General features: G+C 67.0%; 10 protein-coding genes. 5 read left to right on the forward strand and 5 right to left on the reverse strand.

The features are described 5' to 3' along the window. Positions 1-4: 4 nt before the first annotated feature. Genes JQT59_RS31500 through JQT59_RS31515 form a run of 4 tightly spaced genes read right to left on the reverse strand, consistent with a single transcriptional unit; the run spans position 5 to position 5,199 of the window. Positions 5-634, reverse strand: a complete 630-nt coding sequence (locus JQT59_RS31500; RefSeq protein ID WP_249353982.1) for a PepSY domain-containing protein — start codon at positions 632-634, stop codon at positions 5-7. 35 nt (positions 635-669) lie between these two features. Beyond that, complete coding sequence (locus tag JQT59_RS31505; protein ID WP_213573349.1) at positions 670-1,641, reverse strand: antibiotic biosynthesis monooxygenase; 972 nt, start codon at positions 1,639-1,641, stop codon at positions 670-672. A 10-nt stretch (positions 1,642-1,651) separates the two neighbouring features. Beyond that, positions 1,652-4,375: a molybdopterin-dependent oxidoreductase gene (locus JQT59_RS31510; protein ID WP_213573350.1), complete on the reverse strand. Its 2,724-nt coding sequence runs from the start codon at positions 4,373-4,375 to the stop codon at positions 1,652-1,654. After that, positions 4,372-5,199, reverse strand: coding sequence for an FAD binding domain-containing protein (locus tag JQT59_RS31515; RefSeq protein WP_213573351.1), 828 nt, complete (start codon positions 5,197-5,199; stop codon positions 4,372-4,374). The genes JQT59_RS31510 and JQT59_RS31515 overlap by 4 nt, the downstream gene beginning before the upstream one ends. A 178-nt stretch (positions 5,200-5,377) precedes the next feature. Between JQT59_RS31515 and JQT59_RS31520 the strand changes: the two genes are divergently transcribed. From JQT59_RS31520 to JQT59_RS31535, 4 genes are all read left to right on the forward strand, one after another. Continuing rightward, positions 5,378-6,877, forward strand: coding sequence for an acetyl-coenzyme A carboxylase carboxyl transferase subunits beta/alpha (locus JQT59_RS31520; protein WP_213573352.1), 1,500 nt, complete (start codon positions 5,378-5,380; stop codon positions 6,875-6,877). A 126-nt stretch (positions 6,878-7,003) separates the two neighbouring features. After that, the gene (locus JQT59_RS31525) at positions 7,004-8,044 is read left to right on the forward strand and encodes an alpha/beta hydrolase (protein ID WP_213573353.1); all 1,041 of its coding nucleotides are present in this window, start codon (positions 7,004-7,006) and stop codon (positions 8,042-8,044) included. A 78-nt stretch (positions 8,045-8,122) separates the two neighbouring features. Further along, positions 8,123-8,290 (forward strand): hypothetical protein, encoded by a 168-nt coding sequence (locus JQT59_RS31530; RefSeq protein ID WP_213573354.1) that lies wholly within the window; start codon positions 8,123-8,125, stop codon positions 8,288-8,290. 87 nt (positions 8,291-8,377) lie between these two features. Beyond that, positions 8,378-10,297, forward strand: a complete 1,920-nt coding sequence (locus JQT59_RS31535) for a propionyl-CoA synthetase (RefSeq protein ID WP_213573355.1) — start codon at positions 8,378-8,380, stop codon at positions 10,295-10,297. Between the two features lie 21 nt (positions 10,298-10,318). Here the strand turns inward: JQT59_RS31535 and JQT59_RS31540 are convergent, their stop codons facing one another. Then, a complete protein-coding gene (locus JQT59_RS31540) occupies positions 10,319-10,903 on the reverse strand; it encodes a TetR/AcrR family transcriptional regulator (RefSeq protein WP_213573356.1) in 585 nt (194 codons plus the stop codon). A gap of 91 nt (positions 10,904-10,994) precedes the next feature. Between JQT59_RS31540 and JQT59_RS31545 the strand changes: the two genes are divergently transcribed. After that, complete coding sequence (locus tag JQT59_RS31545; RefSeq protein WP_213573357.1) at positions 10,995-12,218, forward strand: MFS transporter; 1,224 nt, start codon at positions 10,995-10,997, stop codon at positions 12,216-12,218. Positions 12,219-12,259: the final 41 nt, after the last annotated feature.

Genomic DNA, 12,259 nt, shown 5'->3' on the forward strand with positions numbered 1-12,259 from the left:
TCCGTCAGTTGTCGGGTACCACCACGCCGGTGGCGGCATCGACGTTCACGTCGTAGTCCCAGCCCCTGCCGTCGCGAATATGCACGTGCCACACCGTTTTACCGTCCCGCTGCTGTTCCTCGGACGACGCCACCGTGCCCCCGGGCACCGTCGCCAGAGCCGTCTGCTCCGCCTGCTGCTGGGTGACCGCCTGTGGTGCGGCCGGCACGGTGGGTGTCGTCGCAGTGTCGTCGTTGTCCCGGTCCTGGTCCTGGTCCTCGGATACGACTGTGCCGTTGGCAGCATCGACGTTCACGTCGTAGTCCCAACCCCTGCCATCGCGAATATGCACGTGCCAGACGGTCTTACCGTCCCGCTTCACCTCTTCGGACGAGACGACCGTGCCTCCGGGTACCGTCGCCAGAGCGATCTGTTCGGCCTGTTGCTTGCCCACCGCCGTCGAGGCCGCCGTCCCGCTGGGCGAGGTGCCGGCGCCAGTCGTGGTTGCCGAATCCGTCGTGGTGGCGGCTGCCGTGGCACTTGTCTGCGAACCGGAGTCGTCAGCGCTGTCCGAGCCACAACCTCCCAGGAGCAGTGCCGATGCCATGGCAAGGGCGGTCAGGCTCGTACCTCGAACGGTTTTCGCAGTCATCATCGATCCTTCCGTTGACGGTGTCGGGGGCGCTGCTGTCAGGGCAGCGTCCAGAACTGGGTGGTCACCAGAAAGAAGACGAGCACCCAGAACACATTGGCGGCTGCGACGAGCGCGATCCCTCTGACGTTGGTCTTCACCTTCGACGCACCCGCCGGGGGCCGCAGCCACCGCCCCAGGAGCGGGTTCACGTAGTGGGGCATCGTCAGGAAACTCATGGTGAAGCTGGACAACAGATTGCCGACGAGCATTCCGAGCCACAGCGGCATCCGCAACGGCGACAGCGCAAGTGTGAGCAGCACGACGGTGGGATACAGGCCGACCCAGACAGCGATGGAGGTTTTGGTCTCCGACGGCGGCGGGGCCTCCTTGCCGTTCTCGTCGAACGCGAACCAACTGCCGAAGGAGTTGTCGACGGTGCGTAACTCGAAATCGGAGAACTCTTCGCCCTCCGCCAGCAGCTCCTGCCGCTTCTTCGATGTGAGCCAGGTGTCGAGGTGCGCCGCGGTGTCGTAGCGGTACAGCGCGGTCCACTCGTCCTGCACGCCCTCGACGGGACGGAAGAGTTCGCTGCCCCGGAAGCCCTGGAACCTGCTCTCTTCCAGGCGCAGTCGCTCCTGCCATTCGAGGAAGGCGGGGACGTTGCCGGGCGCGACGCGATGTGACACGACGACGGTGACGAGCGGGTCGGGGGGTCGGGTGTCCCCGCCGAGGACCTGCTGGGTGGCGGGACCGTCGACGTACCGCTGCCCCGCGTCGAGGTGCTCCTGCCGGGTGGCGCTGTTGATCCAGGCCTGCACGTGAGCGATGGAATCGAAGCGGTAGACCACCACCCAGTCGGGTTGCACGTCGGTCGGTGCGGTGATCTCGGCGCCCAGGAACCCTGCGTAATCCGAGGCGGCGGCATTCATGTCCTCCTGCCACGTCTCGAAGGCCTGCTCGCAACCGGCGCGGACCTTCTGGCCGATGATCACCGTCGCGGCGCCGCTGTCGATCCGTTCCGCGCGCATCGCCTCCGCCCTACCCCTGCGCCGTCACAACGCTCGTCGACTCCCCGAGCCGTCGGTAGATGCGCTCGGGTGTCAGTGGCAACTCCCGGTAGCGCACACCGGTCGCGTTGTGCAGGGCATTGGCCAAAGCGGGCGCCACCGGGTTGATACAGCACTCCGCCATGCCTTTGGACCGCATCGGGCCGACAGAATCCGTCGAGTCGACCAGCAACACCTCCGTGCGCGGGACGTCGGCGTACGTGGGGATGCGGTAGTTCCGCAGGCTCGGGTTGATCATCGTGCCGGTGTGGTCGACGTGGTAGTTCTCGGTCAGCGCGAACCCGACGCCCTGGGCCACGCCGCCCTCGATCTGGCCGCGCACCTGGGCCGGGTTGATGACGACGCCGGCGTCGGTGGCATGAACGCTGTAGAGGATGCGGACCTCGCCCGTGATCCGGTGAACGGCGATACGGAAGCCGTGGGTATTCGACACCACGCTGCGCGGCGAGCCATACGCCTTGCGCGCCGCGGTGAAGCGGATGCCGCGTCGGTGTGCCGCATCGAGGAGTTCGCCGAGCGAAACGCGGACGCCACCACAGACGACGCCGTCGTCGTCCATCGAGCACTCGGACAGATCGGCTCGGGTGTGTGCGGCCGCGAAGGCCAGGATGCGGTCGCGCAGGGCGTCGGATGCCCGCAGCACGGCGTTGCCGGCGACGAACAGGCCCGCACTCGCGAACGCTCCTGTGTCGAAACCGGTTCGGTCGGTGTCGGACTGCACGAGCCGCACCCGCGCAGGTGTGGTGCCGAGCTGGTTGGCGGCGATCTGCACGTGCGCGGTGGACGTTCCCTCCCCGAATTCGACCGTGCCGATTGCCAATTCGTAGACACAGTCGTCGCCGAGGGTCAGCCACGCCTCCGAGATGTGCTCCGTGGGCGGGGCGGTCTCGTGCACCGAACTGGCGGTACCCGTGCCGATCAGCCAGTGGTCACCGAGCGCCTTCCCGTCCGCACTGCGCGAGAGGGCAGCGTCGACGAGGTCGATGCACTGGCCGAGGCCGTCCTCGGTGAAGGCGACGTCGTCCGGTCGGTCGTCGATAGCCACGAGAGAATCCCCGGGGCGCACGATGTTGCGTCTGCGCAGTTCCAGCGGATCGATGTCGAGGGCGATCGCGAGTTCGTGCATCGCGGACTCCACCGCGAACGCCGGCTGAGTCATGCCGTACCCGCGCAGCGCACCACTCGGCACCGTGTTCGTGTAGACGGAGTACGCGTCGAACTTCTTGTTGCGGCACCGGTACATCGAGATGGCGGCTCCGGCCGCGAACAGGGTCTCGCCCCCGTGATTGCCGTACGCGCCCGTGTTCGACACGTTGCGCACCCCGAACGCGGTGAGCGTTCCGTCGGCCCGCGCTCCCAAGGTGATCGTCAACGTCATCGGGTGCCGCGGCGATGCCGTCGTGAACTCCTCCTCCCGGGTGTACTCGAAGCAGACCGGACGCCCGGTGTCGAGGGCGGCGAGCGCCACCAGATCCTCGGTGATCACCTCCTGCTTGCCACCGAAACCGCCGCCGACACGCTTGCAGAACACACGCAGCTGATCGGGACGCAGGTCGAAGAGATGGGCCAGCTTGACCTTGGCGATGGACGGCGACTGCGAGCTGGTGCGCACGTGCAGCCGGCCGTCCGCCATCCATGCGATCGACCCGTGCGTCTCGAGATGCGCGTGCTGTACGCGCGGGGAGAAGTACGTGCCCTCGTGGATCACGTCGGCCTCGGCCAGCCCCGCCTCGAGGTCACCGATGTTCCCGTGGAGTTCGAGGAGGATGTTGTGGTCGGGGTCCCGTACGAAGGGGTCGTCCGAGCCGTGCAGCCGAGGCGCCCCGTCCGCCATCGCTTCCTCCGGGTCGAACACCGCAGGCAGCTCGTCGTACTCGACCACCACCTTCCGGCATCCCTCCTCGGCGGCGGCGACGGTGTCGGCGAGTACCGCGACCACCCGCTGCCCGGCGAACCGCACGGTGTCGTCGAGAATGTAGGTGTCGTCGGGGTCGACGAGGTGATCGGTGTGAATTGCCGTCGTGAACCTCTTCCGGGGCACGTCCTGCCACGTGTACACCCGCAGCACCCCGGGAACGGCGAGCGCCGCGGTCTTGTCGATGGAGACGATGCGCGCATGGGCGTGCGGGGAGTGCAGCACCTTCAGCTGCAGCATGCCCTCGATCTCGGTGTCCATGGTGAACTCGGCGCGGCCCGTCACCACGTCGGTGGCTGCGGGCGCCCCCACACTGGTGCCGACGGCCTTGCCCGGCAGCGCTTCCTCAATTTCGGTGACACCGTTGATCGCGTCTTCGATCGCCCGGTACCCGGTGCAACGGCAGAGGTTACCTTTCAGCGCGCGAGGCAGATCCGCCTTCTGCGCCTCCGTGAACGTCGCCGAGGTCATGATCATGCCGGCAGTGCAGAAACCGCACTGGAAGCCCGGCGCATCGCGGAAGCAGCGCTGCACCGGGTGCAGGTTTTCGGGTGAGCCCAGCCCCTCGATGGTGGTCACCTCGTGGCCGTCGGCCCGGAATGCAGGGGTGATGCAGCTGTGCACAGGGACGCCGTCGAGCCATACCGTGCACGCTCCGCAGTCGCCCGCGTCGCACCCCTTCTTCACACCGTGATGGCCCAGTGCGCGCACGAAGGTGCGCAGGCACTGGCCCGGCTCGGGTTGTTCGTCGAACGTCTTGCCGTTCACGGTGTACGTCATGACAGTTCTCCCGGTGCCAGTTCACTGCGAATCTCTTCGGCGAAGTGTTTCGCCAGGTGACGGCGGTGGTCGGGAGTGCCGTTCGGATCGTCGAACCACACGTCTGCGGGTAGGTCGTCGATGCTGCGGCGCAGCGCGTCGGCATCGGGCATGGAGTCGAACGACAGGCGAACCGGACGGGTGGTGCCCGCAGTGAGGGTGAGTAGCATGTCGTCGGTTCCGGGCGACTGCGTGGCGATCAGGAAGATCGTGGAACGACCCAACTGCGTGAGGGTGAAACGACGGTGGGTGTGACGCTTACGCAAGGCACTCACCGGAATGTCGATGCGCCGCAGGATGTCACCCGGCGCGAGGATGTTCCGGTGATCTCCCGTCACGAAGTCGGCGGCATCGACGGTGCGTTCGGATCCGTCGGCATTCCAGAGCGTGTACGTCGCCTCCAGCGCGACGGTCAGCGTGATCATCGGGCCGGCAGGCAGTGACATGCAGATGTTGCCGCCGACTGTCGCCGAATTCCATACCTTGAACGACGCCAGAAACGCCTCGCAACTCGTGGCCAGCAACGGGCCGGCGAGCCAGTCGCCCGGCGGCTTCAGCGCATACAGCTCCCGGATCGTGCACGTGGCCCCGATCTCCAGGCCGGCGTCACCGGCCACCAGCGCGTCCCAGCCGAGGGTGGTGATGTCGACGAGGCGGCGGACGTCGGGCTGCGGGACGGAGAACAACCACGTGCCCCCGGCAAGCCAGGCGTCGCCGTCACGCCACGCCTCCCCCGGCCTGTCGGATGGTCGTCGAACGACGTCCGTGACAGTGTGGAGATCCATGGGACTGCTCCCCTCGGGGGAAGGTGTCGTTCTCATGCCCAACCTGCATCGACGTCTTCGACTCTAGACACCGGCGACGGTGTGTCGGCGCTGTTTGCGCTGTTCCTCCCGAATGGACTGCCGTCACCCCGCCGTAGCAGGCATCGCTCCGTGTGGACGTACCGCTACTCTCAGGGCCATGGCCGCCAAGATCTCCGCCCACGACGTCCTCGAATTAGTGTTGGATCAGGGCAGTTACGTTTCCTGGGACACCACCCCGGTGGACGTGCGGCCCGACGACAAGTACGGAACGGACCTGATGAAGGCCACCGAGAAGTCGGGCGTCGACGAATCGGTGCTCACCGGAGTCGGCACGGTTCGTGGTCGCCGGGTAGCGGTGATCGCCTGCGAGTTCGCGTTCCTCGCGGGTTCGATCGGGGTGGCGGCGGCCGAACGCATCGTCAGCGCCATCGAGCGGGCCACCCGCGAGGGGCTGCCCCTGCTCGCCTCCCCCACGTCCGGGGGAACGCGGATGCAGGAGGGCACCGTGGCCTTCGTGCAGATGGTCAAGATCGCCGCGGCCGTGGCGACCCACAAGGCGGCGCACCTGCCGTATCTGGTGTATTTGCGCAATCCCACCACCGGCGGAGTTTTCGCGTCCTGGGGTTCACTCGGGCACATCACCGTGGCCGAACCCGGTGCGCTGGTCGGGTTCCTCGGTCCCCGCGTCTACGCGGCGCTCTACGGCGAGAAGTTCCCCGACGGCGTGCAGACGTCGGAAAACCTGTACCGCAACGGCGTCATCGACGGCGTGGTCCCCGCCAGTCGGCTACGGCTCCTGGTACATCGCGCCCTGCGCGTGCTGATCGACCCTCCTGCCACACCGACGGTCACCGTCGAGGTCCCGGACGTCGAGATTCCCGACGTCCCTGCCTGGCAATCGGTGATGCTCTCGCGGCGCGCCGACCGTCCCGGTATCCGTCACCTCCTCCGGCACGCGGCGACGGAGCAGGTACCGCTCAGCGGAACGGGGCAGGGGGAAACCGAGGGCACCGTGTTGTTGTCGCTGGCTCGGTTCCGCGGTGCCCCCTGTGTTCTCCTGGGTCAGGACCGCGCCGGACAGTCGGCGCTCAACACCATGGGACCGGCCGCCCTGCGCGAGGCTCGTCGGGGCATGCGTCTCGCGGAGGAGTTGCAGATACCCCTGGTCCTCGTCATCGACACCCTCGGCGCGGCGCTGTCGAAGGAGGCGGAGGAACGCGGACTGGCCCCGGAAATTGCGCGCTGCATCTCCGATCTGGTGACGCTGAAGACTCCGACCGTCTCGGTTCTGCTGGGGCAGGGCACCGGCGGCGGGGCGCTGGCGTTCCTTCCCGCGGACCGTGTCCTCGCCGCACAGAACGGCTGGCTGGCGCCGCTGCCTCCGGAAGGTGCCAGTGCCATCGTCCACCGCGACACCACGCACGCCCCGGAGATGGCGGCCGCACAGGGCATCCGTTCCCTCGACCTGCTGCGCGACGGCGTCATCGACTCGATCATTCCGGAGCGACCCGACGCCGCCGACGAACCCGTCGACTTCTCGAAGCGGGTCGGCGAGGCCATTTCCCGTGAACTGCGCACGCTCACCGCTGCGCCCGACGCCGAGCGATTCGCGGCGCGGCTGGCCCGCTACCGGAACCTCGGCCTGCCGAACGGCTAGCTTTCCGTTGCCGGCGAACATCGGGTCTTCCGTTTCGGCCGCCGAGAGGAATGTTTCCCCGTTACCGTGAGAGGGAATCAGGATCCAACGGTAGTCGGGCACTGCAGTCGAGCACGAGGAGCGGCCATGAGCGCGATCGGACACTGTCGGGCGCTCCTCTTCGTCGCCGTCGTCGTCGCTTCGTCGAGTCTGTTCGGTCAGGTGGCCGTGGCGTCGGCCAACGAGTGGCGAACTCTTCCCACCGACAAGCCGGCCTCGGCGGACGGATCTGTTCTCGACCGCATCGAGGAGATCGACGGCCGTCAACTGAACATGTACGTCTACTCGGCGGCGATGGAGAAAGTGATTCTCCTCGAGGTGATTCGTCCCGCAGACACCAGCGTGCCCCGCCCTACCTTGTACCTACTCAACGGTGCCGGTGGCGGGCAGGACTCGGCAACCTGGAAGGCCAAGACTGACGTGGTCAGCTTCTTCGCCGACAAGAACGTCAATGTCGTCACCCCCGTCGGCGGCGCGTTCAGTTATTACACCGACTGGCAGAAGCCCGATCCCACTCTCGGCGTCAACAAATGGACCACCTTCCTCACCGAGGAACTCCCCCCGATCGTCGACGCCACACTGGGAACGACCGGTGAGAATGCCATTGCGGGACTGTCGATGTCGGGCACTTCGGTGCTGAGTCTCGCCCAGTCCGCCCCCTCGGTGTATCGGGCGGTCGGCTCCTACAGCGGGTGTGCCGAGACGAGCACCCAGCCTGGCCGAGATTACGTTACCTTCGTGGTCAGCGCCCGCGGCGGAGACGTCGAGAACATGTGGGGACCCCCGGGCGATCCGGACTGGGTGGCCAACGACCCCGTCGTCAACGCCGAAAAGTTGCGGGGCATCGACCTCTACATCAGCAACGGTTCCGGACTGCCCGGCCACCACGACACGCTGAACGGTCCGGACGTCAACGGGGATGTCGGCGTCCTCGCCAACCAGGTGATCGTGGGCGGAATCATCGAAGCGGGGACCAACCAGTGCACCTACCGGCTGGCCGACCGGCTGAACTCACTGGGAATCCCTGCCACGTTCGACTTCCATCCCACCGGCACCCACTCGTGGGGCTACTGGCAGGACGACCTGCACAACTCCTGGCCGATGATCGCGTCCTCGCTCGGCATCTAGCGCCGGATCCGGCGGGTCTACCGTTTTGCCTCTCGCCCCGTCGGGTACCCGGCGCCGACCGAGAGGAAGGACGAGCACATGGAACGCGCGAGCGCCAAACACGGACCTCGGCAGGACGACGAAATGAAGCACGAGACAGAAGGAATGATCCGCGGCAACACACCCACGCGCGCGGAAGAATCGCGGGATCCGGAACCTCCAGCCGACGACGACCCCGATGTCGTGGGTTGGCGCGGTATGGATTGACCCCGCGCCGCGCCGTCCACCGACGTCCACCCGCCATCGCATAGGGTGTTTCAGGTCACAAGGTGAACGGCGAGAGGACGAACATCGATGAGCTCCCCGACAGCGAGCGCCGGACGTACGTACGCAGACGTCTACCGCGAGAGCGTCGAACGTCCCGAGGAGTTCTGGCTGGCGGCCGCAACGGCAGTCGAGTGGGTCGAAGAACCGACGCGCGCCCTCGACGATTCGTCCGCCCCGATGTATCGCTGGTTCCCGGACGCGCGGCTGAACACCTGCTTCAACGCTCTCGACCGGCACGTGCGGGACGGGCGAGGTGACCAGGACGCCCTGATCTACGACTCGGCAATGGCACCCGAGGCTTCCCGCACATACACGTACGCACAGCTGCTCGACGAAGTGTCACGGTTCGCCGGCGTCCTCGCCGGGCAGGGTGTGGTGGCCGGCGACCGGGTGATCGTCTACATGCCGATGATTCCCGAGGCCGCCGTCGCGATGCTCGCCTGCGCCCGCATCGGCGCCGTCCACTCGGTGGTGTTCGGAGGTTTCGCCGCCAAGGAGCTGGCGACACGGATCGACGACGCCGGACCGGTGGTGCTGGTCACGGCATCGGGCGGTCTCGAGCCGGGGCGCACCGTCGAATACCTGCCGATGGTGGCGAAGGCGCTCGAATTGTCGAGTACTCCACCGCTTACGGTGATCGTCAAGAATCGCGAGCAGGTACCGGGATCGGCCGCCGACTACCGCAACAACGGAGCCTCCTGGTTCGACTGGGACGCCCTCGCCGCCGACGCCTCGCCCGCTCAGCCGGTTCCCGTCGCTGCCACGGATCCGCTGTACATCCTCTACACGTCCGGAACCACGGGCAAGCCGAAGGGCGTGGTCCGGGACAACGGCGGGCATGCGGTGGCCCTGACCTGGTCGATGGCTAACGTCTACGACATCGGCCCGGGTGATGTGTGGTGGACCGCCTCCGACGTGGGCTGGGTGGTCGGTCACTCGTACATCGTCTACGGCCCCTTGCTGGCCGGTGCCACCTCGGTGCTCTACGAGGGCAAACCGGTGGGCACACCCGACGCCGGGGCGTTCTGGCGGGTGATCTCCGACCACAGGGTAGCCGCACTGTTCACGGCCCCGACCGCGATCCGGGCAGTCCGCAAGGCCGACCCCGAAGCGAAAGAGATTGCCAAATACGATATCTCGTCGTTGAAGACGCTGTTCGCCGCCGGCGAGCGCCTCGACCCCGACACCTATGCGTGGGCCACCCGGGTTCTCGACCTCCCGGTGGTCGATCACTGGTGGCAGACGGAAACGGGCTGGGCCATCTGCGCCAATCTGCGTGGGCTCGAACCCATGCCCGTCAAAGCCGGCTCCCCCACCGTGCCCGTGCCGGGTTATCGCGTCGAGGTGGTCGACGGTGAGGGTCACGTCGTTCCGGCAGGCACCGAAGGCAATATCGTGATCGGACTTCCCCTGCCACCGGGAACCCTCACCGGGCTGTGGCGCGACCCGGACCGGTTCGTGAAGTCGTACCTCGCCACCTTCGACGGCTACTACCTCACCGGCGACTCCGGGTACATCGACGAGGACGGGTACGTGTTCGTCCTCGGCCGCAGCGACGACGTCATCAACGTGGCCGGCCATCGGCTGTCGACCGGCAGCATGGAAGCCGTGGTCGCGGGACATCCGGCCGTGGCCGAGTGCGCGGTGGTCGGGATCCGCGACGAGCTGAAGGGACAGCGGCCCAGCGGCTACGTGGTCCTCAAGGCCGGTGTCGACATCGACCCGGAAACGTTGCGCGCCGAATTGGTTGCGATGGTGCGCGAGCAGATCGGCGCGGTCGCAACCTTCCGGGACGTCACCGTCGTGGGAGCCCTGCCGAAGACGCGCTCGGGCAAGATACTGCGTAAGACGATGCGTCAGATCGCCGACCACGAGCCCTATACCGTGCCCTCCACCATCGAGGATGTCGCCGTGCTCGAGGCGCTCGAGAAGCAGCTGCGGGACTGACGTCTCCAGGAAAGGCGCGCGTCAGGCGTGAACGACCGCATCGAGGGCGGAATCGACGAGTGCCTCGATGCGGTCCTCCGCGAGCGGATCCTGATCGAACAGTATGCGATAGACGATCGGCGCGACGACGTGGTCGATCACGCCCTCGACGGCACCCGGCGCCCCTGAAAACTGTGCGTCCCGTACCAGAATGGCGTTGATCTGACTCCGGCAGAATGCCGCGCACTTGTACTGGTTGGTGCCGTTGTCGGGGCGGCCCATGTCACCACTCATCACGATGTCGCGTAGCGCGGCCCGGCCCACCGGCGAGGACATCTCCTCCAGGTACTCCTGAGCCCACGCCACGAGGTCACCGCGCACACTGCCGGTCTCCCGCGGGGGCGTCTCGGGCCGCAGCCTCTCGATCGCCACGTCGGCGAATACCTCGGTGATGTCGCCCCAGCGCCGGTAGATGGTGGACGGGGTGACGCCGGCGTCGGCCGCGATCATCGGGACGGTGATGTCCGCTCGCTCGCGCTCGGCGAGCAGCTTGCGCGTGGACGCATGCACCGCTTGCTGGATGCGGGCGCTGCGCCCACCGGGGCGTGGACCTGTGACCGGGCTCATGAGCCCATACTAACGCGAAATCTTTGCATTAAGAACAACGGCGGCGTACGTTCGTAAAGCAAACGCTTTGCTTTAAAGCTGGGAGTACCGCATGACGACCCTTGCCGCACCCGATGCTCCACCGAAGTCGCGACCCACACTCGGCCGCGCCGCTGCGTTCACGCTCGTCGCCGTGGTCATCGCCACCCTGCTCGGAGCGTCAGCGGCGCCGACGCCCCTCTACGAGCTCTACCAGAGCCACTGGGGCTTCTCGTCCCTGCAATCCACCCTCGTCTTCGGGATCTATGCCGTAAGTCTGCTCTTGGCCTTGCTCACCGTCGGTTCTCTCTCGGACTACATCGGCCGACGCCCCGTCCTCGTCACCGCGCTGGCCTTCGAGGCGGTCGCGATGGCCATGTTCGCCTCAGCCGAGAGCCTCGGGCTTCTCCTGGCAGCCCGGGTCGTGCAAGGCTTTGCGACCGGCGCCGCGATCAGCGCCCTCGGATCGACCCTCATCGACCTCGAGCGCAGACCCGGCCGCGGTTCCACCGTCAACAGCATCGCGCCTACGGTGGGTCTCGCGGTCGGCGCCATCGGATCGAGTCTGATCAGCGAGCACCTTCCGCGTCCGACAAGCACCGTATTCCTCGTCTTCCTCGCGCTCTTCGTCCTCGAGCTCCTGGGTATATGGGCAGCACCGGAAACGGCCGTGCGGCAGCAGGGCGCACTGGCCTCGATGCGCCCGACGCTCGCGATACCGTCCCCCGCTCTCGGCATGCTCTTGCTCACCGGGCCGTGCCTGATCGCCGTATGGGCACTCGGCGGTTTCTACTTGTCGCTCGGCCCCTCACTCGCCCGCAGCGCCTTGGACGTCCACACCTCGTTGATCGGCGCCATCATGGTGGCGACACTGACGGGAACCGGGGCGATCGCCGTCTTCGTACTACGCAACGTGGCGGCGCGGCGAGTGCTGCTCGTCGGCACCTCTGCCCTGATCGCCGGTGTCGCCGTCACACTCGTCGGCGCCGAAACATCATCTGCAGCAATCGTCCTGGCAGGAACAGCCATCGCGGGGGTCGGCTTCGGCGCCGGCTTCCAGGGCACAATCCATACCGTGATGCCTCTGGCCGCGCCCCACGAGCGGGCGGGCCTGCTGTCGACCATCTACGTGATCGCCTACCTGGCCAACAGTGTCCCGGCGCTCCTCGCCGGCTACCTGGTCGGCGAGGTCGGATTGGTCGACACCACCCGCCTCTACGGCGGACTCGTCATCCTGCTCGCCGGGGCAGCCTTCCTCGGCCTCCTTGTGCGCCCAGCGCCTGTGAGTACTTCTTAACCGCCCGCTGTATGTGCTGTCTACGTTGATGTGAGACACGG

Source organism: Rhodococcus sp. USK13 (assembly GCF_018343855.1).
In the GTDB taxonomy this organism is placed as follows: domain Bacteria; phylum Actinomycetota; class Actinomycetes; order Mycobacteriales; family Mycobacteriaceae; genus Rhodococcus_F; species Rhodococcus_F oxybenzonivorans.